Here is a 23,558-nt window from a genome sequence, read left to right as displayed (position 1 = left end):
TGCCCTCTCCACTTTCCAGCCTAGCTCTCTCGCCGGGTTCATCCGTTCAAGTTCGTTAGCGTTGCATGATGCTACTCAACCCATTTCGCGATGTTCGCAAGCAGCCTCCCGAGGAATCACTTCGGCAGCGCAAAAGGTGACTGCTCGATCGCCCTCTCCAGCCGTTCCAGCTTGCCTTCCAGCTCTCCCGCATAGCCGGGACGGATATCCGCCTTGATCACCAGTGAGATCCGAGAGCCGAACGGCGCCACAGCCTCGGTCGCGCGCTTCACGACGTCGAAGACCTCGTCCCACGAACCTTCGACCTCTGTGAACATGCTCGATGTCCTGTTGGGCAAACCGGAGTCGCGGACGACCTTCACTGCGGCAGCGACAGCATCGTGGACTGATCCATCTTCGCGGCCGGTTCCGGACGGGGCGACGGAGAATGCGAGTAGCACGGCGGTTCCCTCCTCAGATTCCTGCGGGCCGGATGAAAGACCCATGTCCTAGATCGACGATACTTGTGAACATGGCATTGGTCTCGTTGGGCAGTCCGGAGTCGCGCACGATCCGGACCGCTTCGGCGACGGCCTCGTGGACGCCACCGTCGGCGGATTCGGTGGAGGGGGCGATGCTGAAGGCTACGAGCATGTCCCCATCCTGCCGCACTCGCCGATCGGCACCGTCGGCGGCCGCCCTGCCCGCGGCGAGAGGCTGCTCAGTCACCGCTGGTGTCGCGGCGCAGATCCCTGCGCAGTTCCGGCGGGAGCGCGAAGACGAGGTTCTCCTCGGTCAGCTTCTCCTCGGTGGCGGTTGGGTAACCGTGCTCGGTCAGCAGGTCCAGCACGCCCTGCACCAGATCGTCGGGGACCGAGGCGCCGGAGGTGACACCGACCGACTCCACTCCCTCGAACCAGGCGGGATCGACTTCACCGGCATTGTCCACCCGGTACGAGGCCTTCGCGCCGGCTTCCAGTGCCACCTCCACCAGCCGTACCGAATTGGAGGAGTTGGCCGATCCGACAACGATCACCAGGTCGCTGTGGGCGGCGATCTGCTTCACCGCCGCCTGCCGGTTCGAGGTCGCATAACAGATGTCGTCGCTGGGCGGGTCCTGCAGCAGCGGCAGCCGCTTGCGGAGCCGGTTCACCGTCTCCATCGTCTCGTCGACGCTGAGCGTGGTCTGCGACAGCCAGGCCACATTGTCGAGCTCGCTGATGTCGAGCTGATCGGCCTCCTCCGGCGACTGCACCAGCGTGATGTGTTCGGGAGCCTCGCCGGCGGTCCCCTCGACCTCCTCGTGACCGGCATGGCCGATCAACAGGATCTGCTTGTCCTCCCGGGCGAAACGCTTCGCCTCCTGGTGCACCTTGGTGACCAGCGGGCAGGTGGCGTCGATGGTGCGCAGGCCACGATCCTTCGCCTCCTGCTTCACCGCCGGGGACACCCCGTGGGCGGAAAAGACGACCATCGCCCCTTCGGGCACCTCGTCGAGCTCCTCGACGAAGATCGCGCCGCGCTCGGCCAGGGTCTCCACCACGTGCTTGTTGTGCACGATCTGCTTGCGCACGTAGATCGGCGGGCCGTAGTGGTCCAGCGCCTTCTCGACGGTGATCACCGCCCGGTCCACCCCGGCGCAGTAGCCGCGGGGGGCGGCGACCACCACCTGCCGTTCCGACGCCGCGGTCTCCTGCGGAGTCGCGGGCGTGCTCGGCCGATTGTCGGTGGCAGTCATATGCGCCAGTGTACGGGCTGGCCAACCAGCGACGGTCGCACACCGGGGAGGCCTCCACCACGTACCCTCCTCGACCCCACCGGCATGACGGTTAGCGATTTCGCGAACAGCGCCCGGCACCGCCGCAACCAACCACCCGCCCGTCGGCGGGTCTCGCTAGGCTGCACCGGTGGCACTGCAGACCTCCCCGGACTCCCCCGCGCCGCTGCGGGAGGTCGTTCGTGGCGTCCAGGGCTGGGTCGACCGGCTCGGCTCGGTCTGGATCGAGGCCCAGGTGGTGGAGCTCAAGTCCTACCCGTCGGTGACCTTCCTCACCCTGCGCGACCCGCTGGCCGAGGTCTCGGTCACCGCCACCGTCGACAGCGTCGTACTCAACGGCGCCGGGCCGGTGCAGCCCTCGGCCCAGGTGGTGGCCGAGCTCAAGCCCTATGTGCACACCAAGGCAACCAGCCTGCGGTTCGCCTGTACCGACCTGCGGCCCAGCGGTCAGGGCCGGCTGTTGGCCCGACTCGAGCAGTTGCGACAACGGCTGGCCGCCGAGGGGCTGTTCGACCGCGAGCGCAAACGACCACTGCCGTTCCTGCCCCGCAGCATCGGGCTGATCACAGCCGGTGGCAGCGCTGCCGAGCGTGACGTGTTGGAGAACTCCCGTCGCCGCTGGCCGGCGGCTACCTTCACCGTTCGCAATGTCCCGGTCCAAGGACAACAGGCCGGTCTGGAGATCATCACCGCGATCGGTCATCTCGACCGCGATCCCTCGGTGGAGGTGATCGTGATCGCCCGCGGCGGCGGTTCCTTGGAGGATCTGCTGGCCTTCTCCGACGAAGGAGTGGTCCGTGCCGCGGCGGCCGCTCGTACCCCGATCGTCTCCGCGATCGGACACGAGACCGACACCCCGTTGCTGGACCATGTCGCCGACCTGCGGGCCTCGACCCCGACCGATGCGGCCCGGCACATCCTTCCCGATGCCCGGGAGGAGGCCCGCGGTGTGCAGCAGGCCCGACAGCGGCTCGACCGGGCGATCGGCAATCTGCTCGGGGCCGAGCAGCAACGCCTGGACCAGTTGCGGCACCGCCCCGGGCTGGCCAACCCGCTGTACGGTTTCGAACTGCGCCACGACCAGATCACAGCGCTGCGTGACCGGGCCCGCCGCAGCGTGCAGAATCGCCTGCAGGCCGAGGGCAGCGAGATCCAGCAGGCACTCGCCCGGGTGCGGGCGATGTCGCCGAAGGCGACCCTGGATCGTGGGTACGCGATCGTCGCCGATGCCGACGGTGCCACCGTCAGCAGCGTCGACCAGGTCAGTCCCGACCAGGCGTTGACCCTCCGGCTGGCCGACGGTGATCTGTGGGTCGCCGTGGACGAAGTCATCCCCCGCAGTACCGAACCCGAAGGTGAGCAGCCATGAGCGAAGAGATCAGCTACGAAGCCGCCCGCGAGGAACTCACCGGTATCGTCGCGAAACTCGAGTCCGGCGGCGTACCGCTGGCCGAGTCGCTGGAGCTGTGGGAGCGCGGGGAGAAACTGGCCGCGATCTGCCAGGAGTGGCTCGACGGCGCAAAGGCGAAGGTGGCGGCGGCCCGCTCCGAGACCGAGTCCTGATCGGCCCGCCGACCTCACGGGTGGGCCAACGGCAGATTCAGCCGCTCGATTTGCCATCCGGTAGTTGATCGCTCAACACTTGGTCCAGCACCCGCCCGTCGGGTCGAATCGTTGGCTCGCCACGCCGGTCCGGACCCTCACGCCGATCCGGACACAAGGATGGTCGAGCCCCGCACCGCCGCTCCAGCCCGAGGACCCACGATGGCCCTGTCCAGCACTGCCCGCCCGATTCGGATCGACGGCGACGATGCCCGACGCGTCACCTTGTGGCCGACGCACCCGGTCAGCCGGTGGTTGGTCCGGTTGGCCTACGCCGCCCCGTTCCTCGTCCTCGCCGTCCTGCTCGGCGACACCTCCGGGGCACCCTTCGCGACACCGAATGCGACGCTCGCCCAACAGGTTCGGCTGATCGACCCGAACGAGACCGGCGTGGTCGCGATCAACTCGCTCTACCCGCCACTGACCACGATCACGGCCAGGCTCCTGCTGCTCCTGCCCTTCGGTACGACCAGCCTCTCGGTCGCCGGTGCCTTGATCGCCGGTGTCGCCGCCCATCGACTGGTGGAGACGATGTGGCGCCGCAGATTCGCCTGGTACCAGACGGCGGCCTTCAGCCTCGCCCTGATCGGCACCCCGCTGTTCGGCTATCTGGTCACCACCGATTACGGGCAGACGCTCTGCCTGACGCTCTTCGCTCTGGGGATGGCCGACCTGGTCAGGTTCACCGCCCTGGCCAACACCCAGGCCGGTTTCCGTGCCGGCCTCTACTTCGCCGGTGCCGCACTGTCCTCGACGATGGGCATCGTCTACGTGCTGATCGCCGCCGCCATCGTCCCCTTGATCAAACCGTCCTGGCGCGCTCGCGGAGCACGCTGGGCGAACCTGTTGGTGGTCACGTTCCCGGCTTTGGGGTGTTTCGCCGCCGCGGCGCTGTTGCAGGCGGCCTTCGCCGGCACGGTGCTGGCCATCCTGCCGTCCGGGTTCAGCCTCGACGCTGACCGCCTGCAGACGCTGGCCACCACCTTCAGCAGCGTGCAGGGCCTGTTGATCCTGGCCCCGGTTGCGGTCGGCATGCTCGGCACCGTGTTGCTGCGCAGGCCGGCAGCGATGGTGATCATGATCCTCTTGCTGCTGGCAGTCCTGACCGCCTATGGGTTGACCCTTCTCCCCCTGGGCTCGGTCGGCGTGATCTTCATGCTGATCCTGGTGGTGCTGTTGTCGATCACCCCGGGCGGGGTTCGTCGGTGGCAACGGGTCACGCTCAGTCTGCTGGCGCTGAGCCTGCTGGGCATCGGCTGGGCCGACGCCCTGGGCCGCAACAACGTACTCCTCTGGATGGAAAGGCTGGCCGGCTGATGAGCCACCCGTCACCTGCGCACCTGCGGGCAGATGTGGCCGACGTCTCCCCGAAACTGCGGGTGGACATGATCCGGCGACTGTGGGTGCCGATCGGACGCGACCAAGGGGTACGGGTGGTCGCCGCGGCGGCTCCCGACGCCGAGTTGGCAGCCGAGGTCTCCCGGGCTCTCGCCGAGCCGGTGAGACTGACCGCTGCACCCCGACAGGTGATCGTCGACGCCGTTCTCGAGGGGTTCGCCGGCCCGTTCGCCGCCGAGGCCGTCGACGCACTGCATGATCGCGATCCGGAGCGCTCGGCCCGTTCGGTGCTCGTGCGCGGCCAGAAGATCGCGGGGGCGCTGCTGATCCTGGTTCTCCTCGGTCTGCTGATCGCGTTCCCGAGACAGACGATCCTGGCCCTGCTGTTCCTCTGCAGTGTCCTGTTCCTGGCCGGCACCGCGTTCAAGTTCGTGGTCTCCCTGCGCGGCGCCCGGGTGGACGTGGTGCAGCGAATCTCCAGCGAGAGCCTGGACGAGCTCGACGACGAAACCCTCCCCCGCTACACCGTGCTGGTCCCGGTGTTCCGGGAGGCCAACATCGTCGCCCGACTGGTGGACAACCTCGGGGCCCTGGACTGGCCGGCGGACCGGCTGGAGATCCTGGTCCTGGTGGAGGCCGAGGACGACGAGACCCGGACCGCGATCGAGGGCGCCGAGCCACCGGCCAATGTCACCATCGTCACCGTGCCCCCCGGCACCCCGCAGACCAAACCCCGGGCGTGCAATCTGGGTCTGGCGATCGCCACCGGCGACTACCTGGTGATCTACGACGCCGAGGACGTCCCCGAACCGGACCAGTTGAAGAAGGCCTATCTGGCGTTTCGCCGAGGAGGTGAGGAGGTGGTGTGCGTCCAGGCCGCCCTGAACTACTTCAACGCCCAGGAGAATCTGCTCACCCGGATGTTCACCTTGGAGTACAGCTACTGGTTCGACTACATGCTCCCGGGCCTGGACCTGGACCGGCTGCCGATCCCGCTCGGTGGCACCTCGAACCACTTCCGGGTGGAGGCGCTGCGCGAGCTCGGTGGCTGGGATCCGCACAACGTCACCGAGGATGCCGACCTCGGTATCCGTGCCAGTGCCCGTGGACAGCGGGTGGGCATCGTGGAATCGACCACCTTCGAGGAGGCCAACACCTCCGTCCCGAACTTCATCCGCCAGCGCAGCCGCTGGATCAAGGGGTACATGCAGACCGCCCTGGTCCATGCCAGGCATCCGCTGCAGCTGATCCGGGCCATCGGTCTGCGCAGTTTCCTCGGGTTCACCCTGCTGATCGCCGGGACCCCGTTCGTCTTCCTGGCGATGCTGCCGTTCACCCTCGCCACCATCGCCAGCGTCTTCGTACCGGTGACCCTGTTGGAACAGTGGTTCCCGTTGTGGGTGCTGTGGCCGGCGCTGATGAACTTCCTGATCGGCAATGTGCTGATGGTCTACCTGAACATGATGGGGCCGTACCGCCGCGGTGCCTTCAACCTGGTGCTCTGGGCGCTGCTGAATCCTGTGTACTGGCTGCTGCATTCGATCGCGGCCTACAAGGCGTTGTGGCAGTTGATCGTCCGTCCGCACTACTGGGAGAAGACCGAGCACGGTCTCAGCGATCACGAACCGATCGATGCCGACAGCGTGGAGGCGCAGCAGGCGAGCATCGGCGAGCGGTAGGCGACCCTGCCAAGTCCTCGATCAGCCGTGCCGCACGTACCCGGCCCGTTTGTCGACCACCCCGTGCAGTTCGTCGCCGGCCAGCCAACGACGCAGGTTGGCCTCGAACTGCTCGGCCAGCCGATCCCGCCAACCGTTCACGTCACCGGACATGTGCGGGCTGAGGTGCACATTCGGTAATTCCCACAGAGGGCTGTCGACGGGCAGCGGCTCGGTCTGCACCACGTCCAGGGCCGCCGTGATCCGCCCGGTCGACAACAGTGCGATCAGCGCCTGCTCATCGATCAGTGCGCCCCGGCCGACATTGATCACCTGTGCCCCATCGGGCAGTGCGGCCAGGACCTGAGCGTCGATCATCCCCCGGGTGCTGTCGGTCAGCGGGGCGATCACCACCAGGTGGTCGACCCCGCAGACGTGTTCGGCGAGGCGATCCGAGCTCAGCACCGTGCCGAAGTCCGGGTCGGTCTCCCTGGCCACCCGCCCCACCCCTGTCACCGACATGTCGAGGGCACGCAGCAGACGGGCGATGGCCCGACCGATGCCGCCGGTACCGACCACCAGCACCCGGCGCCCCGCGATCAGTTCGGTCTCCCGGTGGCGCCATTGCTTGCGCTGCTGCAGGTCGTGCATCGGGTAAAGCTGTTTGGCCTCGGCCAGGACCTGCGCGGCGACGAACTCGGCAATCGGCCGGTCGAACTGCCCGGTCGCATTGGTCACCACCACCTCGGAGTCCACCAATTCGGGAAACAGCATCGCGTCCACCCCGGCGGCTGCGACGTGCAACCAGCGCAACCGATCGGCGGCCGGCCAGGCCTCGCGCAGCGCACCGGAGAAGAAGTCCCAGCCGAAGACCGCGTCGGCCCCGCGAACCAGTGCCGGCAGGTCGGCCGCAGACGAAAGTCGTACCTCGACCAGTTCCCGCAGGCGATCGAGGTTCGGGGGCGGTGACAACGCGTCATCGGTGAGGATCGTCAGTACCGGCATGTGCCCACGCTATCCCACTGCAGAGTGATTGTTGACAATCTGCAATGCACCGCGAACGATGAGGGTATGACCTCCCTGAGCCCCCTGCTGAAGCAGGCCACCCCGGTTGTCGTCGACCACGCCCACGGTTCGTGGATCCACGGGACCGACGGACGCGACTACCTCGACTTCACCACCGGGATCGGGGTCACCAGCACCGGCCACTGCCACCCGAAGGTGGTCGAAGCCGCACGGGATCAGGTCGGCAAGGTGATCCACGCGCAGTACACCACCGTGATGCACCGCCCGTTGCTGGAACTGACCGAGAAGCTCGGCGAGGTGCTGCCGGCCGGGCTCGACTCGGTCTTCTACGCCAACTCCGGTTCCGAAGCCGTGGAGGCCGCCATCCGGCTGGCCCGGATGGCCACCGGCCGGCCGAACATCATCGTCTTCCAGGGCGGGTTCCACGGGCGTACCGCCGCCGCCTCCAGCCTGACCACGGCCGGTACGAAGTTCTCCGCCGGCTGGTCGCCGCTGATGTCGGGGGTGCACCTGGCGCCGTTTCCCTACGCCTATCGGTACGGCTGGTCGGTCGAGCAGGCCGTCGACTTCGCACTGACCGAGCTCGACTACCTGCTGGCGACCCGGACCGCCCCCGACGACACCGCGGCGATGCTGATCGAGCCCGCGCTCGGCGACGGTGGTTACCTGCCGACTCCCCCGGCCTTCCTCGAAGGTCTGCGTGAGCGGGCCGATGCCCATGGGATCGTGTTGATCGTCGACGAGGTGCAGGCCGGGGTCGGTCGTACCGGTCGCTTCTGGGGTCACCAGTGGTCCTCGATCACCCCGGACATCCTGATCACCGCCAAGGGGATCGCCTCGGGGTTCCCGATCTCGGCCATCGCGGCCTCGGAATCGCTGATGGGCAAGGGTTGGCCCGGTTCCCAGGGAGGCACCTACGGCGGCAATGCCGTCGCCGCGGCCGCCGGGGTCGCGACCCTGGGTGTGATCGAGGAGGAGAACCTGGTGCAGAACGCCCTGATTCGCGGTGAGCAACTGCAGGCCGGACTGCAACAGCTGCAGGAGAAGTTCGGGCCGACCGAGCGGGGCGGTATCGGTGACGTCCGCGGCCTGGGGCTGATGCAGGGCATCGAGTTCAGCACCAGCGACGGTGCGCCGGCAACCGAGATCGCCACCGCGGTGCAACAGGCGACCACCGGTCACGGTCTGCTCAGCCTCACCTGCGGCCCGCGGGGCAATGTCGTCCGGTTGATCCCGGCGCTGGTGGTCAGTGCCGAGGAGATCGATCTGGGACTGGAGCGATTCGGTGCCGCCGTCGCGCAGGTGCTGGCATGATCGAGATCACCGCCGAGGAGTACGCCCGACGTCTCGCCGCGGTCCGTACCCGGATGACCGAGGCCGGCCTGGATGCCTTGCTGGTCAGCGATCCGGCCAACCTGTACTACCTGATCGGTTACAACGCCTGGTCCTTCTACACCCCGCAGGTGCTGTTCGTCCCGGCCAGCGGCGAACTGGTCTTCCACACCCGGGCCATGGATGCGCCGGGAGCGACCCGCACCAGTTGGTTGCCGGCCGAACATATCCTCGGCTATCCCGAGTCGTTGGTCCACCGGCCGACCGAGCATCCCTTCGACGTGGTCGGGGATCAGCTCGCCGAACAACTGCCCAAGGGGTCGGTGATCGGGATCGAGGCCGATGCACACTTCTTCAGCCCGAAGGCCTATCTGGCGCTCCAGCGAGCCCTGCCCGGCCGGGAGCTGGTGGATTCGCAGGAGCTGGTCAACTGGGTACGGGTGGTCAAGTCCGACACCGAGATCGCACTGATGCGGCTTGCCGCCCGGGCCACCACTGCCGCCATGACCGCGGCCATCGACAGCATCGATGTCGGCGTCCGGCAGAACGACGTGGCCGCGAGGATCAGCCAGGCTCAGATCACGGGCACCGACGAGGTCTGGGGTGACTATCCGGCGATCGTGCCGATGCTGCCGACCGGAGCCGCGGCCGACACCCCGCACCTGACCTGGACCGCTCAACGCTTCGTCGACGACGACGCCGTGGTGGTCGAGCTGGCCGGTGCCCATCGGCGCTATCACGTACCGCTGGCCCGGACGATCATGCTCGGTACGCCCAGCGACGAGTTGCGCCGGACCGAGGCAGCGGTCGCCGAGGGGCTCGCCGACGTGCTGGACACGATCGCCGACGGTGTGCCGGTGGACACTGTCGCGCAGGCCTGGACCGCGGCACTGAATCGTCACCGGCTGAGCAAGGAGAGTCGCCTGGGCTACTCGGTCGGCATCGGCTATCCACCGGACTGGGGTGAGCGCACCGTGAGTATCCGATCCGGTGATCCGACGGTGCTGCGAACGAACATGACCTTCCACATCATCTGTGGCATGTGGATGACCGGGTACGGCTACGAGGTCTCCGAGACCGTCAGGGTGACCGGAACCGGCGTCGAGTGTTTCACTGAGTTTCCCCGCCAACTGCTGACGAAAGGTACCTGATGTCTTCAGGCCACCCGAGCGGACCGCTGCCCCTCGCCGACCGGGCCGACCAGCTGGTCGGTTCGGTGATCGACTCCTCGACCTCGTTGCTGGCCGCCCAGACCCATGACATCGTCCGGTTTGCCATGGGCGCCCCCGCCCCGGAGGCGATTCCGGACTCCGAGTTCACCGCCATCGCCGACCGGGTCTGGGATCCCGACTCGTTCACCTATGGCGCGACCGAGGGCGAGCCCGAACTGATCGAGGCAGTCGCCGAACGGCTCGACGTTCCCTGTGATCCCGAGCGGATCGTGATCACCAGTGGCGGTATGCAGGGTCTGGATCTCGCGGGCAAGCTGTTCATCGATCCCGGGGATCTGGTGGTGATCGAATCCCCGACCTACACCAATGGTTCGGCCACCGCCCTGTCCTACGGTGCCGACCTGCTGGAGGTGGGCATGGACGACGACGGCATGGATGTCGACCAACTGGAGGAATTGGTCGCGCGCGCCGGCCGTACCCCGAAGGCGATCTACACCATCCCGAACTTCCAGAACCCCAAGGGCGTCACCCTTTCCCGCGAACGGCGTGAGCGCGTGATCGAACTCGCACGCCGCTGGAACTCGGTGATCATCGACGACGACCCCTACGGCATGTTGCGGTTCCGCGGTGACCCGATTCCGGGCTTCCCCGAGTTGAGCGACAACGACCCGCTGGTCTTCTCCGTCCGTACCTTCTCCAAGATCCTGGCACCCGGCCTGCGGGTCGGCTGGGTGGACGCCGACCCGCGGCTGCGGCAGTTGTTGATCAACGCCAAACAGGCGATGGACACCTGCACCAATGTGCCGGCCCAGCAGCTCGTCGCCGGCTACATCGCCACCGGCGGTCTGGCCGATCACCTGGACCACCTGCGGGGGTTGTACGCCGAACGGGAGGCCGCGATGCAGACCTCCCTGCAGACCCATCTGGGCGAGCTGGTGAGCAGTACCCATCCTGATGGTGGCTTCTTCTGCTGGCTCACGTTGAACGGTGCCGACGGGGTGTTCCCGCCGCAGGAGCTCTTCGAACTGGCACTGGCCGAGGGGGTGGCCTACATTCCCGGCGTCGCCTTTTCCCCTGCCGGTGCGTTCTCCGATGCCCTGCGCCTGTGCTTCGCCTCCAGCACCCCCGAACGGATCGACGAAGGGGTACGGCGGCTGGCCGTCGCCCTGGACCGGGCGCGTGCCGAGCTCACACCGGCGAGCTGAGGAGGCAGCCGTGTCGACCGCCGATGCCCCGTTGATCCGGCTCACCTCGGCGCTGATCCGCGCCGCCGGGGAGAACCCCGGTGGCACCGAGGCAGCCACCGTCGACGTACTCGCCGGAGCGGCCGCCTCGCTGGGTCTGCAGACCCGGATCGACGAGGTCGCCCCGGGCCGGCAGAACATCTCGATCACCCTGCCCGGAGGTGACGGACCGGGATTGTTGTTCCTCGGCCACTCCGATGTCGTGCCCGCGGGTCCGGGATGGAGCCGCGCGCCGTTCAGCGGAGCGGTGGTCGGCGATCGGGTCCACGGCCGCGGAAGCTCGGACATGAAGGGCGGACTCGCAGCGGTGCTGACCGCGATGGGCCGTCTGCAGCGTGCCGGTGCGCAACTGAGTGGGCCACTCACCCTGGCCTGCACCGTGGACGAGGAGGACACCGGTCTCGGCATCCGCGCGCTGGTGGAGGCCGGGCTCGACCACGACTACCTGGGCTGTGTGGTCGCCGAGCCCACGGACCTGCAGACCGTCATCGCCTGTCGGGGTGACAGCTATCTCGAGGTGACCGTCACCGGTGTGCCCGCCCACTCCGGGCGACCCGCCGACGGCCGGAACGCGATCGACGCCGCTGCCCGGGTGCTGATGTTGCTCGCAGACGACCAGCACCGGCTGGACGACCACGCCGATCCGTTGCTGGGGTCCGGCACCTGGAGCACCGGCAGGATCTCCGGCGGTCACGGCACCTCGATGGTCGCCCCGAACTGCAGCATCTCGCTGGACCGTCGCCTGCTGCCCGATGAGGATCCTGCGGCGATCGCGCAGACCCTACTGGAGCGGATCCGGCAGGCCGGGATCACCGGCGACGGGATCGAGGTCGCCATCGATGTGTCGATGGAGATGCCGGGATTTCGTACCGAACCCGAGCATCGGTTGGTCCGGGCCGCCGGCGGCACCCCGACCGGATGGACTGCCGCCTGCGACGGTGGGTTCCTCTCCCGCGATCTCGGGATCGACTGCATCATTCTGGGCCCCGGCGGCCTGAACGATCAGGCACACCAGGTCGACGAATCGGTCGGCATCGACGAACTGGTGACCGCGACCCGTCGCTACGAGCAACTGGCACTCGACCTGCTCGGTGACGAGCAAGCCGGCTGAACCGGGCAACTGGGCTGCTGCCGACCGGCGTCGTGGCCGGGGGGCGGTCCGGGCACCGTGTGTGCCGCCGGGTCGCGACCGGTTCAGGCCTCCAGGACCGCCTGCAGGAACCGGCGGGTACGTTCGTGCGACGGGTTGCCGAAGATCTGCTGCGGCGGCCCGTCCTCAATGGCCACTCCCTCGTCGAACATCACCACTCGATCCGAGATCTCCTGGGCGAAGCGCATCTCGTGGGTGACCATCAGCATGGTCATGTCGCTGGTCTGTGCCAGATCCCGGATCACGTTCAGCACCCCGCCGACCAGTTCGGGGTCCAGGGCCGAGGTCGGCTCGTCGAAGAGCATCACGGCCGGCTGCAGGGCCATCGCCCGGGCGATCGCCACCCGTTGCTGCTGGCCACCGGACAGTTTGGCCGGGCGCTTGTTGGCATGTTCGGCCAGGCCGACCATCTCCAACAGCTCCATCGCCTGCTGCCTGGCCTGCGCCGGGCTCTTGCCCTGCACCCGGATCGGCGCCTCGGTGATGTTCTCCAGCGCGGTCATGTGCGGGAACAGGTTGAACTGTTGGAAGACCATCCCGATCCGGCTGCGAGTGCGTCGCATCGCCTTGGTCTCCTTCGGTTTCTGACCGGTGTGCAGGTTCCACAGTTCGTCACCGTCGACCATCACCTGGCCCGAGGTCGGGTGCTCCAGGGTCATCAGGATCCGCAGGATCGTTGTCTTGCCCGATCCGGACGGGCCGATGATCGAGACCTTCTCGCCGCGACCGACCACGAAATCGAGGTCTCGCAGTACATGGTGCGCCCCGAAGGACTTGTTCACCGAGGAAAAGATGATCATGTCATCACGAGTGGGCAAGACGGGCCTCCAGCCGGTTCACGAGAATCGAGGACGGGTAGCTGACGATGAAGTAGAGGACGGCAGCAATGGTCATCGGCTCCAGGTAGCGGAACTCACTGCTGCCGATCTGCTGGGCGACCGCCATCAGTTCGACCACCGTGATCGCCGAGAGGATCGCCGAGTCCTTGAACATCATGATCAGATAGTTGCCGAGCATCGGGACCACGGTGCGCAGGGCCTGCGGCAGGACGATCTTGGACCAGACCCTTCCGCGCGGCAGGTTCAGGGCGGTGGCGGCTTCCCACTGTCCCTTGGGCACCGATTCGATCCCGGCCCGGTAGACCTCGGCCATGTAGGCGCTGTAGTTGATTCCGATCACCACCACACCGGTCGCCAGCGCGCTGAACGTGAGGCCGAAGCTCGGCAGCACGAAGAAGGCGAAGTAGGCCTGCACCAACAGCGGTGTACCGCGGACGAACAGCACGGAGAAGGTGAGCAGCCGACTGATCACCGGGATCCTCAGGTGACGAAGGATGGCCACCACCAGGCCGAGAGCGGCAGCCAGCGCCGTACCCAGCAGGGTGATCTCGATCGTCGTCAGGAATCCCTGCAGCAGGGCCGGGACGATCGACAGCGCGAACTCGTTGTCCCAGATCATTGCGACACCGCCTTGCTCCGGGCGAGCACATCGGTCAGCTTCAGCTTCGGCAGGTCGGAACTGTCGAGGGAGAAGCGACGCTCGAGCATGGCGGTGATCGCACTGATCGCCAGACTGAGCGCGAAGTACATGATCAGGATCGTGGTGAAGACCGCCATCGTCTCACCGGTGGTGGTACGTATCTGTTGGGCGGCGAAGGTCAGGTCGAGCACGGTGATCAACGACACCAGGGAGGTGTTCTTCATCAGATCGACCATCACATTGCCCATCGGCGGCAACATCGTCGGAATCGCCTGCGGGACGAGGATCCGACGCATGCGCTGCACCGGTCGCATACCGCAGGCGATCGCGGCTTCGGTCTGCCCTCTGGGCAGGGACTTGATCGAGGCACGGACCACTTCCGAGGCGTAGGCGCCCTCGTTCAGGCCGAGCACCAGGACCGCTGCGGTGAGCGGTGCCAACTGGATTCCCAGGAAAGGCAGGGCGAAGAAGAACCAGAACAGCTGCACCAGCATCGAGGTGCCGCGGAACACCTCGACGAAGACCCCTGCCGGGACCCGGATCCATGCGTGTTCGGACAACCGGGCGATGCCGGCGGCGAAGGCCACGATCACCGTCACCACCGCGCCGAGCACGGTGATCAGAACGGTCATCCCGAGCCCCCGCAGCAGCAGCGGCGCGTAATCGACGAGGACGCTCATGGCGTCGGGTCAGCCCTCGTTCTGGCAGAGCTGTTCGGCGGTCACGCCTTCGACCGCGGCGGGATCGAATCCCCACTGTTCCTGGATCCGGGTGAACTCATCGGTGGCCTTGAACGCCGTGAGTTCGGTGTTGTAGGCGTCGACGAAGGACTGATCGGACTGTCGGAAGGCGGCACCCGAACCGGTCGCGGGGGCATCGGGGATCGGGTCGGTGACCTCGAACTCGTCGCCGTCCTCGATCAGGGCCTCCAAGGAGAGCGTCGGCAGCAGGAACACGTCACAGCGTCCTGCCTGCAGCGCTTCCACACCCGATCGTCCATCGTCGACCTGTACCTGCTGTTCGGCCGGGACTGCGGCGCTGTTGAGGATCCCCTCCTCGAAGCCACCGGGGATCACGCCGACCTTCAGCTCGGGGTTGGCCAGCACGTCGGCGATCGTGGTGATCTTGCCGGGATTGCCGCTCGGTACGGCGAAGGACTCGGTGGAGACGATCACCGGTTCGGAATAGCTGACCTCGGCACAGCGCGACTGCTTCATGAACAGGCCGGCTGCGATCACATCCCAGCGGTTGGCCTGCAACCCCGGAATCATCGACTCGTACGGAGTGACGATGCCCTGGATGTCGTCGATGCCCAGTCGCTGGGCCACGGCCCGCAGGATGTCCGGCTCACAACCGGTGACGGTTCCGTCGGTCTCGACCTGGGTGTAGGGAGGCTCGTTGGCGATGGCCACCCGCAGGTAGCCCTGTTGCCGGGCAGTTTCCAGCAGGTTCGCGCTCGCCTGGCCTCCCGGTGCTCCGGGAGTGGTCGTGGTGCAGGCTCCGAGCAGGCCGGCACCGGCTGCTCCGAGTCCGGCTACGAACAATGAACGACGGTTCAGGATGAACGGCATGACGGGCCTTCCTCACGATCTGCGATTGCGTCGAACGTACGGAGGCGCCTGTCAGATTGTCAACAATCTGACGATTATTCAATGTTTCAGTCTTGCGACAACGGATGGAGACGTGCCAGCCCGTCGTGCATGTGCTCCTCCAGGGACTGCACCGCGTCGACCAGCCGCCCGTCGAGGACGGCCCGGGCGATCCGTTCGTGTTCGCGTACCCGTACCTCGGCACTGTCGTAGGTGCCCTGCATCCGGGTCAGGCACAGCCGGGTCTCGGTCAACAAGGTGCGATGCATCCGGATCAACCGAGGACTGTCGGCCAGCGCCACCAGGGTTTCGTGGAACCGCAGGTCGATCTCCGACATCTCCTTCGAGTTCGGGTCCTCCGAGCGAGCCTGCATCTCCTGCACGATCGACAACAAGGCGTCGGCCTCCCCATTGCGCCCGGCCTCGATCAGCGACTCCACCGCCGCGCGCTCGATCGCGCCACGGGCGAGATAGATGTCGCGCACCGTGTCGGCATCGAGGTCCATCACGAACAGCCCCCGGTTGCGATGGCCGACCAGCAGCCCTTCCTGGTTGAGCCGCTGCATAGCCTCGCGCAACGGCCCCCGGCTGACCCCGAGTTCGCGAGCGAGCTCGGCCTCGGCCAGCTGGGTACCGGGGGCGAAGCGGCCCGCCGCGATCGCTGTCCGCAGCTGTCGTGCGATCAGCGACGGCGTCGACTCCTGCTCGATCGGATGCAGACCGCTCACCGCTCCTCCCACCGATCCAGATAGAGGGTCTCCCCCCGGGCGCCACCCATCCAGATGTCCTGACAGGCGGCCGCGAACTCCGACAGACCCTCGACGATCGAGCCGAAGACGTTGCCCGGCACCCAACCCACGTCACCGTTGATCAACAGATTGTTGCGACCGTAGAAGACCGCGAGATCGATCACCGTCGCATGCTGCTTGGCCGCCGAGGCCTCGTCGTACCCGTAGGCCGGGTTGCCGAGGTCACCGGCGAAGGTGAACCAGCACAGATCCCCGGGGATCGGGGTGATCGTCGTGTTCTCCGACCCCGGATCGCCGAAGGCGTCGAAGAGGGCATAGATCTCGTTGCGGGCGTACTTGCCGTGGTAGACCTGCGATTCCAGCGGCAGCGCTTCCCAGACCGCAGCCGACGTCCTCGGCGCCTCGTCGTCGAGCAGCAGCACCTTGGCGCTCACCCCACGCTCTCGCAAGCCGACCCTCAGATGTCGTTCGTTCATCCCTGCCCACTCCCTTTCGTCGTTCCCCCGAGACCTTCCCAACCACCGATCTGCTCATAGGCGGCCGCAACCCGCACGACGGTCGCATCACCGTGCCGGGGACCGACCACCTGCAACCCCACCGGCAGCCCGTCGACCACACCGCAAGGTACCGTGATCGCCGGTTGCTGGGTCAGGTTGAACGGGTAGCTGTACGGCGTCCAGGAGGTCCAGTCCCGGACCGCCGATCCGGCCGGTACGTCGACCCCGGCCTCGAAGGCGACCCCGGGCAGGGTCGGGGTGAGCAACACGTCATAGGTCTCGTGCAGCGCCCCGAACCGTTGCCCCAGCGCCATCCGACAGTCGACCGCCCGCAGGTAGTCCTGGGAGCTGGTGTGGCCGTACCGTGCGATCGCGTCGGCCAGATTCGGATCGATCCGTTCCATCGCGCCCGGCCCGTACCCATTCACCACGGCGAGGGCACCGGCGAACCACAGGGTGTGGTACGCCCAGACCGGGTCGCCGAGTTGCAGGTCCACCTGCTCGACCACAGCACCGGCATCGGCCAGGGCAGCAACGGCCCGCTGCACCGTCTCCAGCACCTGCGGGTCGTTCACGCCGTACCCGAGATCGGGACTCCAGGCGATCCGTAGACCGGCGACGTCGGCGGCCCCGGCCGCCTCGGCGAAGGAACCGACGGGCGGAGGCAGAGCCGACCAGTCCCGCGCATCCGGTCCGGCCAGGACGTCGAGCATGATCGCGGCATCGGCGACGGTACGGGTCATCGGGCCAGCGTGGGCCAAGGTGCCGTAGGGGCTGGCCGGCCACAGCGGGATCCGACCGTACGTGGGCTTGAACGCGACCACGCCGCAGAAGCCACCGGGGATCCGTACCGATCCACCACCATCGGTGCCCACCGATCCGACGCCGAGCCCCTGGGCAACCGCGGAGGCCGAGCCACCGGACGAGCCGCCACAGGTACGCGAGGTGTCCCAGGGGTTGGTGCTGATCCCGGTACGAGGACTGTCGGCGACCCCCTTCCAACCGAACTCGGGAGTGGCGACCTTGCCCAGCAGGACCGCGCCGGCTTCCCGGAGCCGGGCCACCGCCGGTGCGTCGACCTGCCAGGGGTCGGAATCGGGCCGAATCAGGTTCGATCCGCGCAAGGTCGGCCACCCCCGGGTGAGGATCAGGTCCTTGATCGTCATCGGCACCCCGTCGAGCGGTCCGCGTTGTTCCCCGGCCCGCCATCGGTCGGCGGATGCGCGTGCCTGTTCGAGGGTGGTCTCGGGGTCGAGCAGGCAGAAGGCGTTGGTGGGCTCGGCCTCGGCCAGCTCCAGCAGCAGGCTCGCGACCTCGGTCGGGTCGAGTCCGTCGGCGTAGGCGTGAGTCAACTCGGTCGCTCCGAGCCAACGACTGTCATGGGCGGGTGGGTCGCCAGGAGTCATGGAGCCCATCGTGTCGAGAAGATTGTCAACAATCAACTGATCCCGCAGACTGGCCCCATGGCAGGAGTCACCATGCTCTACCCCGGCCACAGCGCCGAGGACGATTTCGTGGCCTGGAGTGCCGATCTACGGCGCCATGGGATCACCGAACCGATCGAGGTACGCCACACCTGGGCCGGACCGACCGACCACGAGATGGCGGCCCTGCGCGCACTGGGCGCCGACGACCAACTGCACCCGACCGCGAAGGCAGCGGTTGCCGCGGGGGTCGCGGCGATCGTCTGGGCCTGCACCTCCGGCAGCTTCGTCGACGGCCTCGAGGGCGCCCGGGACCAGGCGGCCCGACTCGCGCACGCGGCCGGCGTACCGGCCACCTCCACCAGCCTTGCCTTCGTCGACGCCTTGCACCACCTGGATGCCCGTCGGGTGGCGATCGCCGCCAGCTACCCCGAACCGGTCAGCCGCTGCCTGAGTGGACTGCTCACCGAAGCGGGATTCGAGGTCGCGGTCACCGCGAGCTCCGACGTCCCGTCCGGTGAGGATGCGGGGCGCTGGTCGGCCGACCGGATCCGTCAGATGGTCGACGACCTCGGCCCCCTTGATGCCGATGTGGTCGTGGTCCCGGACACGGCCCTACACACCGCCGGGCTGTTGCCGCAGCTGGAGGCCGATGCCGGCCGGCCGGTACTCACCGCGAACCAGGTCAGCGTCTGGTCGGGCCTGCGCCTGCTCGGCCGATCACCGATCGCCGACGGAGTGGGCAGTCTGTTCCGAGCCTGACCGGGCTGGCCGTCTCCTCGATCGAACGATCCGCGTAGAGCGTCAGACGGGTACGCCGGTCAGTTCGGCTGACGCCCCGGCGGCCCGCAGGGCAGCCCACAAGGTGACCTGGTTCGCGCTGATCACCGGTTTGCCCAATTCGGCGCGGAGTTCGTCGACGACATCGATCGTCGGCAGATTCGTACAACTGAGGAAGATCGCCTCGGAGTCGGGATCGTCCACCGCCCGCACCAACTCGGCGGTCTCCCGGGCCGGGATCGTCTCGATCCCCCGGTCTCGGCCGAGCCCGGCCGAACGGACCACCTGCACACCGGTCTCGGCGAGGAAATCGACCAACCGCGCGGTGACCTGAGCGATGTACGGCGTCGCCACCGAGATCTTCTGTACACCGAGTTCCGACAGTGCTTTCACCAGTGCGCCCGAGGTGGTGACGGCCGGCGCCCCTCCCGCCACGGCGATGGTCCGACTGATCCTCTCCTCGGCGGCCACTCCGCCGACAAAGCTCCCCGAGGTGCAGGCGTAGGCATAGGCATCGGGCCGCAACTGCGCGATGCTGCGGGCGGCGGCGGCCAGCTCGGCCGGGTCGGACAATCCTTCGACCATCGACAGGTCCACCTTGTCCCCGTGCGGTGGCAACCGCGTGCAGTGCAGCGAAACCCCCACCGGGACCCACCGCCACAACTCGGCATCCAGAGCCATGTCGTGTGGATTGATCACACCGATCCTCATCAAAGACTCCCCTGCCGTCGGACTGACCACCATTTTCGGTTCCGCCGCGGGAATAGTCGACCCGGCGGGTCGTGTTCACCCGGGGTCGGCCCGAACGACCGCCCGGTCGCGGACCCTTCCTGAACACTTCGCCTCCCGCACGTACCGAAGGAGCCTCCAATGACAACCGCGGCGACCCCCACATCCGAACCGCACCGGAGGCGACGCCTCCCCTCGTGGATGACCTCCTTCGGCAACCAGATCCTCGCAGCCCTCGTCCTGGGCCTCGGGGTCGGGTTCATCGCCCGCGGCCTGGGCGGCACCGAGGACGACCCGAACTGGCTGACCACCACCGTCACTGAGGTGGGTAGCGTCTACGTCTCCTTGCTGACCGCTGCGGTCGTACCGCTGGTGTTCACCGCGATCGTCACCTCGATCGCGAACCTGCGGGAGGTCACCAATGCCGCCCGGCTGGCGTGGCGCACCTTGTTGTGGTTCGCCATCACCGCCTTCATCTCGGTACTGATCGGTATCGCCACCGGTCTGATCGGTCAACCCGGTTCACGTACCAGCGTCAGTGCGGAGAACGCAGCCGAATCCTCCACCCAGGGGTCCTGGCTCGGTTTCCTGGACTCCCTGGTGCCGGCGAACTTCCTCGGCCTGACCGCCGATGCCAGTCAGTCCTCCTCCGGTGACATCGAGGCCGACATCACCTTCAACGTCCTGCAGATCCTGGTGATCGCGATCGCCGTCGGCATCGCGGCGATGCTGATCGGCAAGAAGGCCGATCCGTTCATCGCCGTCACCCGTTCGCTGCTGGAGATCATCCAGAAGATCCTCTGGTGGATCATCCGTCTCGCGCCGATCGGCACCCTGGCCCTGATCGCGAAGGCAGTCGCCACCTACGGCTGGGATGCCCTGGGTTCACTGGGCGTGTTCGTGATCTGCATGTACGCGGCGATGGCGATCGTCTACCTGGTGGTCTACCCGGCCCTGGTGAAGGCGAACGGACTGAGCATCCGCCAGTTCTTCTCCGGGGTCTGGCCGGCCACCCAGCTCGGCTTCGTCTCCCGTTCCTCGGTCGGCACGATGCCGCTGACCCAGCGGGTGACCGAGCGGAACCTGGGCGTACCGAGCTCCTACGCCTCGTTCGCCGTACCGCTCGGTGCGGTGACCAAGATGGACGGTTGTGCGGCCATCTACCCGGCGATCGCCGCGATCTTCGTCGCCCAGTTCTTCGGCATCGAGCTGACCTTCGTGCAGTACGTGCTGATCGTCTTCGTCTCGGTGATCGGTTCGGCGGCCACGGCCGGTACGACCGGCGCCACGGTGATGTTGACCCTGACCCTGTCCACCCTGGGCCTGCCGTTGGAGGGCGTTGGCCTGCTGCTGGCGATCGAGCCGATCGTCGACATGGGACGGACCGCGCTGAACGTCACCGGCCAGGCCTTGGTGCCGACCATCGTCGCCAAGCGCGAGGGCATCCTCGATCAGTCCCTGTACGACGCTCCGCGCGGTGAGCTGCCGTTCAACGACGACGACGTCGATGGCGTCGAACCCGCCACGGCCGGTGCCGGCGCTCGTCACTGAACGTCCGCCGGACCCGACCACCAACAAGACCAACAACCAACAGAACGAGCCCTGCCCGGGACCCGGGCAGGGCTCGTCGGCGTCGCAGGCCTGTTCGGTCTCAGCTGTCACGCATTGAGCGATGACGTGTCTCCGGCATGCTCCAGAGGACCAGCAGGGCCAGAACGGTGACGATCACGATGTACCAGGCGGGAGCAATGGTCGATCCGGTCGCGGTGACCAGCGCCGTGGCCAGCAGTGGCGCAGTGCCACCGAAGATGGTGAACGCCAGGTTGTAGCTGATCGATGCCCCGGTGAACCGCACCCGGGCCGGGAACATCTCGACATAGGACGGACCCGCAGGGCCGAACACCAGGCCGAGTGCAAGACCGAGCATCGACTGGGCGATCACCGCTGTGGTCAACGTGCCGACCCCGACCAGGAGATAGGCGGGTACGGCGACGATCGCGCTGACGGCGATGGCGAGCAGCAGCATCGGGCGCCGGCCGACGCGGTCGGAGGCCGCTGCCGCCAGGGGAACGGTGAAGAAGGTGATCAACAACGCGATGCTGTTCGAGATCAGTGCGTCGGAGGAGGACAGCCCGATCGTCACCGTCATGTAGGAGTAGAAGTATCCGGTGAGCGAGTAGTAGCCCAAGCTGGCCACGGCCGCCATGGCGAAGACCCGCAAGATCGCCGGCCACTGCTCGGCGAAGACAGTACAGATCGGAGCCGTCTCGACGGTCCGCGTCTCCCGCATCTCCAGGAATGCCGGTGATTCCTCGACCCTGGTACGGATGTAGAGACCGACCACCGCGAGCGGTGCACCGAGCAGGAAGGGCACCCGCCAGCCCCAGGATTCATAGGCCTCGGGGGCCAGGGCGGTGGTCAACCACAGCACCAGCAATGCGGCGAGCACCGGTGGCAGGTTGGAGGCGGTGTAGACGATCCCGACGTTGCGGCCACGAGTGGCGATCGGTGAGTGTTCGGCAACGAAGGAGTTGGAGCCGATCGTCTCCCCGGCGGCCGACAGACCCTGCAACATCCGGCAGAGCACCAGCAGGATCGGGGCGGCCACCCCGATCGTGGCGTAGGTCGGCAGGAGTCCGATGCAGGTGGTCGAGACGCCCATCAGCAAGATCACGCCGGCCAGCACGCGTTTGCGCCCGTACCGGTCTCCCAGGGCACCGAGGACGAAGGCGCCGATCGGTCGGGCCACGAACCCCACCGCGTAGACGGCGAATGTCGACAGCAGCGCTGCCGCAGGGTCGAACTCGGGGAAGAACAGCAACGCGATCATCGGCGCTGCGTAGGCGTACACGGCGAAGTCGAACCACTCGACGAAGTGGCCGATCGCAGATGCGCCCATCACAGTTCGGGCCTTCTTCGCCTGCTCGGCGGAAAGCACCCGGTCGGTCCCAGCACTCTGGCTGGTGTGATCCATGGAGGTCATGGAAGCATCTAACATGTACAATATTACATACCAGTAACAGCGACGTTAGAGCCCTGCGTCCGTCGATGTCAGTCCTCGAGGACCGTGACGTAGGTCTCGAGCTCGGAGTAGTCGGTGTCCCCGACCACCACGGTGGTCACCTCCGAGGTACGCAAGACCAGCGCCCGGGTACGTTCATCGGCGGTCACCAACCGGTCCCAGGTGTCCTCACCGATCTGGCTGATCCCGTCCGGCAGGCCTTCGCGAGTGGTCTCGGCGATGAACTCGTCGATCTCGGCATCGCCCTGGTTCAGTTCGATGTAGATCTGTGACGGATCGAGGAAGCCCAGCCGCCACTGGTTTCGCGGCGAGGGCTGGCTGTTCAGACCGGGCGAGCCCTCGGGCGTCCAACTGACCCGGATCGGCACCCAGGAGTCCGGCAACCCTTCCGGCGCCAGCACCGGCCAGTCGACCTCGGACCGGGCCTGCGCCAACGGGGCCTGCCAGTCCACCTCCTTCACCGGCGTCTCACCGCGGGTGAACAGGAAGGTGATGATCACCAGCGGAATGGCGATGATCAGCAGCGACCAGACCATGTCGGTGGGGCGCGCCTTCTTCAATCCGCCGTGCGACGGTGGCGGTCCCTCGGGCTCCGGCTGGTCACTCACCGCCCCATGGTCACAGATCGCACAGGCTGGTCCAAACCGCCACGACGGGTCGCCGACGACGACGGTTACCGTGGACCCGTACAGCACACCGCTCCCCGATCCGAGGCGAACAGTCCCGCACCATGACCCACCCGTACGAACCACCCCGAACCCTCGCCCGGGCACGTACCGAACGGGGAGAGATCGCACTGCGCCGCCGTGGCACGGGGACCGGGGCGGTGCACGAACTGATCGTCAACGGCACATTCGCCATGGACTCCGCCGAGGTCGAGTCCGAACGAGCCCTGGCTGAGGCCCTGCTGCCGGCATCGACGATCCTGCTCGGTGGTCTCGGTCTGGGGTTCACCGCCGCCCGATTGCTCGAGTCCGACCTCTCCGATCTGGTGATCGCCGAGATCGAGGA

The 23,558-nt window shown here is 67.2% G+C and carries 24 protein-coding genes; 10 read left to right on the top strand and 14 right to left on the bottom strand.

Features of this window, described 5'->3' with window-relative positions; translation table 11 throughout:
• Positions 1–116: 116 nt before the first annotated feature.
• The 3 genes from CLV29_RS01040 to CLV29_RS01030 all read right to left on the bottom strand — a co-directional run bounded on the left by CLV29_RS01040 (position 117) and on the right by CLV29_RS01030 (position 1,717).
• A complete protein-coding gene (locus CLV29_RS01040) occupies positions 117–440 on the bottom strand; it encodes a thiamine-binding protein (protein ID WP_133754948.1) in 324 nt (107 codons plus the stop codon).
• Positions 441–453: 13 nt separating this feature from the next.
• Entirely contained in the window at positions 454–633 is a 180-nt protein-coding gene (locus CLV29_RS01035) for a thiamine-binding protein (protein WP_133753243.1), read from the bottom strand.
• A 67-nt stretch (positions 634–700) separates the two neighbouring features.
• The gene (locus CLV29_RS01030) at positions 701–1,717 is read right to left on the bottom strand and encodes a 4-hydroxy-3-methylbut-2-enyl diphosphate reductase (protein WP_133753242.1); all 1,017 of its coding nucleotides are present in this window, start codon (positions 1,715–1,717) and stop codon (positions 701–703) included.
• A 169-nt stretch (positions 1,718–1,886) separates the two neighbouring features.
• Between CLV29_RS01030 and xseA the strand changes: the two genes are divergently transcribed.
• From xseA to CLV29_RS01010, 4 genes are all read left to right on the top strand, one after another.
• Entirely contained in the window at positions 1,887–3,125 is a 1,239-nt protein-coding gene (xseA, locus tag CLV29_RS01025; RefSeq protein ID WP_133753241.1) for an exodeoxyribonuclease VII large subunit, read from the top strand.
• A complete protein-coding gene (locus CLV29_RS01020; RefSeq protein ID WP_133753240.1) occupies positions 3,122–3,319 on the top strand; it encodes an exodeoxyribonuclease VII small subunit in 198 nt (65 codons plus the stop codon). Before xseA ends, CLV29_RS01020 begins: the two co-directional genes overlap by 4 nt.
• Before the next feature lie 201 nt (positions 3,320–3,520).
• Positions 3,521–4,675, top strand: coding sequence for a hypothetical protein (locus tag CLV29_RS01015; protein ID WP_133753239.1), 1,155 nt, complete (start codon positions 3,521–3,523; stop codon positions 4,673–4,675).
• Positions 4,675–6,375 (top strand): glycosyltransferase, encoded by a 1,701-nt coding sequence (locus CLV29_RS01010; RefSeq protein ID WP_133753238.1) that lies wholly within the window; start codon positions 4,675–4,677, stop codon positions 6,373–6,375. Before CLV29_RS01015 ends, CLV29_RS01010 begins: the two co-directional genes overlap by 1 nt.
• Positions 6,376–6,396: 21 nt before the next feature.
• On the opposite strand, the gene CLV29_RS01005 is transcribed toward CLV29_RS01010, so the two are convergent.
• Positions 6,397–7,359: a D-2-hydroxyacid dehydrogenase gene (locus CLV29_RS01005; protein ID WP_133753237.1), complete on the bottom strand. Its 963-nt coding sequence runs from the start codon at positions 7,357–7,359 to the stop codon at positions 6,397–6,399.
• Positions 7,360–7,425: 66 nt separating this feature from the next.
• Here CLV29_RS01005 and CLV29_RS01000 point away from each other — a divergent pair, with 66 nt between their 5' ends.
• From CLV29_RS01000 to CLV29_RS00985, 4 genes are read left to right on the top strand one after another with little or no spacing between them, the layout of a single operon-like run.
• Positions 7,426–8,694 carry an aspartate aminotransferase family protein gene (locus CLV29_RS01000; protein ID WP_133753236.1) on the top strand — a complete coding sequence of 423 codons (1,269 nt, stop codon included), beginning with the start codon at positions 7,426–7,428 and terminating at the stop codon, positions 8,692–8,694.
• Positions 8,691–9,863 carry a M24 family metallopeptidase gene (locus tag CLV29_RS00995; RefSeq protein WP_133753235.1) on the top strand — a complete coding sequence of 391 codons (1,173 nt, stop codon included), beginning with the start codon at positions 8,691–8,693 and terminating at the stop codon, positions 9,861–9,863. The genes CLV29_RS01000 and CLV29_RS00995 overlap by 4 nt, the downstream gene beginning before the upstream one ends.
• On the top strand, positions 9,863–11,089 hold the full coding sequence (locus CLV29_RS00990) for an aminotransferase-like domain-containing protein (protein ID WP_133753234.1): 1,227 nt from the start codon (positions 9,863–9,865) through the stop codon (positions 11,087–11,089). The genes CLV29_RS00995 and CLV29_RS00990 overlap by 1 nt, the downstream gene beginning before the upstream one ends.
• Positions 11,090–11,099: 10 nt before the next feature.
• Positions 11,100–12,239 (top strand): M20 family metallopeptidase, encoded by a 1,140-nt coding sequence (locus CLV29_RS00985; protein WP_243831650.1) that lies wholly within the window; start codon positions 11,100–11,102, stop codon positions 12,237–12,239.
• A gap of 83 nt (positions 12,240–12,322) precedes the next feature.
• Here CLV29_RS00985 and ehuA read toward each other — a convergent pair whose 3' ends face one another.
• From ehuA to CLV29_RS00950, 7 genes are all read right to left on the bottom strand, one after another.
• Positions 12,323–13,078, bottom strand: a complete 756-nt coding sequence (ehuA, locus tag CLV29_RS00980; RefSeq protein ID WP_133753232.1) for an ectoine/hydroxyectoine ABC transporter ATP-binding protein EhuA — start codon at positions 13,076–13,078, stop codon at positions 12,323–12,325.
• A gap of 4 nt (positions 13,079–13,082) precedes the next feature.
• Positions 13,083–13,736 (bottom strand): ectoine/hydroxyectoine ABC transporter permease subunit EhuD, encoded by a 654-nt coding sequence (gene ehuD, locus CLV29_RS00975; RefSeq protein ID WP_133753231.1) that lies wholly within the window; start codon positions 13,734–13,736, stop codon positions 13,083–13,085.
• Complete coding sequence (ehuC, locus tag CLV29_RS00970) at positions 13,733–14,437, bottom strand: ectoine/hydroxyectoine ABC transporter permease subunit EhuC (protein WP_133753230.1); 705 nt, start codon at positions 14,435–14,437, stop codon at positions 13,733–13,735. Before ehuC ends, ehuD begins: the two co-directional genes overlap by 4 nt.
• A 9-nt stretch (positions 14,438–14,446) precedes the next feature.
• Positions 14,447–15,328, bottom strand: coding sequence for an ectoine/hydroxyectoine ABC transporter substrate-binding protein EhuB (ehuB, locus tag CLV29_RS00965; RefSeq protein WP_133753229.1), 882 nt, complete (start codon positions 15,326–15,328; stop codon positions 14,447–14,449).
• A gap of 86 nt (positions 15,329–15,414) precedes the next feature.
• Positions 15,415–16,074, bottom strand: coding sequence for a GntR family transcriptional regulator (locus CLV29_RS00960; RefSeq protein WP_208292702.1), 660 nt, complete (start codon positions 16,072–16,074; stop codon positions 15,415–15,417).
• Positions 16,071–16,571, bottom strand: coding sequence for a DUF3830 family protein (locus tag CLV29_RS00955; protein WP_133753228.1), 501 nt, complete (start codon positions 16,569–16,571; stop codon positions 16,071–16,073). Before CLV29_RS00955 ends, CLV29_RS00960 begins: the two co-directional genes overlap by 4 nt.
• On the bottom strand, positions 16,568–17,998 hold the full coding sequence (locus tag CLV29_RS00950; RefSeq protein WP_133753227.1) for an amidase: 1,431 nt from the start codon (positions 17,996–17,998) through the stop codon (positions 16,568–16,570). The genes CLV29_RS00955 and CLV29_RS00950 overlap by 4 nt, the downstream gene beginning before the upstream one ends.
• Positions 17,999–18,055: 57 nt before the next feature.
• Between CLV29_RS00950 and CLV29_RS00945 the strand changes: the two genes are divergently transcribed.
• Positions 18,056–18,778, top strand: coding sequence for a maleate cis-trans isomerase family protein (locus CLV29_RS00945; protein WP_133753226.1), 723 nt, complete (start codon positions 18,056–18,058; stop codon positions 18,776–18,778).
• A gap of 42 nt (positions 18,779–18,820) precedes the next feature.
• Here the strand turns inward: CLV29_RS00945 and CLV29_RS00940 are convergent, their stop codons facing one another.
• On the bottom strand, positions 18,821–19,495 hold the full coding sequence (locus CLV29_RS00940; RefSeq protein WP_243831649.1) for a maleate cis-trans isomerase family protein: 675 nt from the start codon (positions 19,493–19,495) through the stop codon (positions 18,821–18,823).
• A gap of 171 nt (positions 19,496–19,666) precedes the next feature.
• On the opposite strand from CLV29_RS00940, the gene CLV29_RS00935 reads away from it, so the two are divergent.
• Positions 19,667–21,076 carry a dicarboxylate/amino acid:cation symporter gene (locus CLV29_RS00935; protein WP_133753224.1) on the top strand — a complete coding sequence of 470 codons (1,410 nt, stop codon included), beginning with the start codon at positions 19,667–19,669 and terminating at the stop codon, positions 21,074–21,076.
• A 100-nt stretch (positions 21,077–21,176) separates the two neighbouring features.
• On the opposite strand, the gene CLV29_RS00930 is transcribed toward CLV29_RS00935, so the two are convergent.
• Together CLV29_RS00930 and CLV29_RS00925 are read right to left on the bottom strand one after the other, a co-directional pair.
• The gene (locus CLV29_RS00930) at positions 21,177–22,508 is read right to left on the bottom strand and encodes an MFS transporter (RefSeq protein ID WP_166649089.1); all 1,332 of its coding nucleotides are present in this window, start codon (positions 22,506–22,508) and stop codon (positions 21,177–21,179) included.
• 68 nt (positions 22,509–22,576) lie between these two features.
• Positions 22,577–23,155 (bottom strand): DUF4245 domain-containing protein, encoded by a 579-nt coding sequence (locus CLV29_RS00925; RefSeq protein ID WP_133753222.1) that lies wholly within the window; start codon positions 23,153–23,155, stop codon positions 22,577–22,579.
• Between the last annotated feature and the right edge of the window lie 403 nt (positions 23,156–23,558).

This window comes from Naumannella halotolerans (assembly GCF_004364645.1).
Classification (GTDB): domain Bacteria; phylum Actinomycetota; class Actinomycetes; order Propionibacteriales; family Propionibacteriaceae; genus Naumannella; species Naumannella halotolerans.
The sequence above is the reverse complement of the archived record's forward strand: the minus strand, read 5'-3'. Positions and strand labels throughout refer to the sequence as shown.

Coding starts and splice junctions, on each gene's coding strand:
- CLV29_RS00945 (WP_133753226.1), top strand. CDS start 18,056: ATGGCAGGAGTCACCATGCTCTACCCCGGCCACAGCGCCGAGGACGAT.
- ehuC (WP_133753230.1), bottom strand. CDS start 14,437: ATGAGCGTCCTCGTCGATTACGCGCCGCTGCTGCTGCGGGGGCTCGGG.
- CLV29_RS01020 (WP_133753240.1), top strand. CDS start 3,122: ATGAGCGAAGAGATCAGCTACGAAGCCGCCCGCGAGGAACTCACCGGT.
- CLV29_RS01035 (WP_133753243.1), bottom strand. CDS start 633: ATGCTCGTAGCCTTCAGCATCGCCCCCTCCACCGAATCCGCCGACGGT.
- CLV29_RS00930 (WP_166649089.1), bottom strand. CDS start 22,508: ATGACCTCCATGGATCACACCAGCCAGAGTGCTGGGACCGACCGGGTG.
- CLV29_RS01000 (WP_133753236.1), top strand. CDS start 7,426: ATGACCTCCCTGAGCCCCCTGCTGAAGCAGGCCACCCCGGTTGTCGTC.
- CLV29_RS00935 (WP_133753224.1), top strand. CDS start 19,667: ATGACAACCGCGGCGACCCCCACATCCGAACCGCACCGGAGGCGACGC.
- CLV29_RS01030 (WP_133753242.1), bottom strand. CDS start 1,717: ATGACTGCCACCGACAATCGGCCGAGCACGCCCGCGACTCCGCAGGAG.
- CLV29_RS01010 (WP_133753238.1), top strand. CDS start 4,675: ATGAGCCACCCGTCACCTGCGCACCTGCGGGCAGATGTGGCCGACGTC.
- CLV29_RS01015 (WP_133753239.1), top strand. CDS start 3,521: ATGGCCCTGTCCAGCACTGCCCGCCCGATTCGGATCGACGGCGACGAT.
- CLV29_RS00950 (WP_133753227.1), bottom strand. CDS start 17,998: ATGACTCCTGGCGACCCACCCGCCCATGACAGTCGTTGGCTCGGAGCG.
- CLV29_RS00995 (WP_133753235.1), top strand. CDS start 8,691: ATGATCGAGATCACCGCCGAGGAGTACGCCCGACGTCTCGCCGCGGTC.
- CLV29_RS00990 (WP_133753234.1), top strand. CDS start 9,863: ATGTCTTCAGGCCACCCGAGCGGACCGCTGCCCCTCGCCGACCGGGCC.
- ehuA (WP_133753232.1), bottom strand. CDS start 13,078: ATGATCATCTTTTCCTCGGTGAACAAGTCCTTCGGGGCGCACCATGTA.
- ehuB (WP_133753229.1), bottom strand. CDS start 15,328: ATGCCGTTCATCCTGAACCGTCGTTCATTGTTCGTAGCCGGACTCGGA.
- CLV29_RS01005 (WP_133753237.1), bottom strand. CDS start 7,359: ATGCCGGTACTGACGATCCTCACCGATGACGCGTTGTCACCGCCCCCG.
- CLV29_RS00955 (WP_133753228.1), bottom strand. CDS start 16,571: ATGAACGAACGACATCTGAGGGTCGGCTTGCGAGAGCGTGGGGTGAGC.
- ehuD (WP_133753231.1), bottom strand. CDS start 13,736: ATGATCTGGGACAACGAGTTCGCGCTGTCGATCGTCCCGGCCCTGCTG.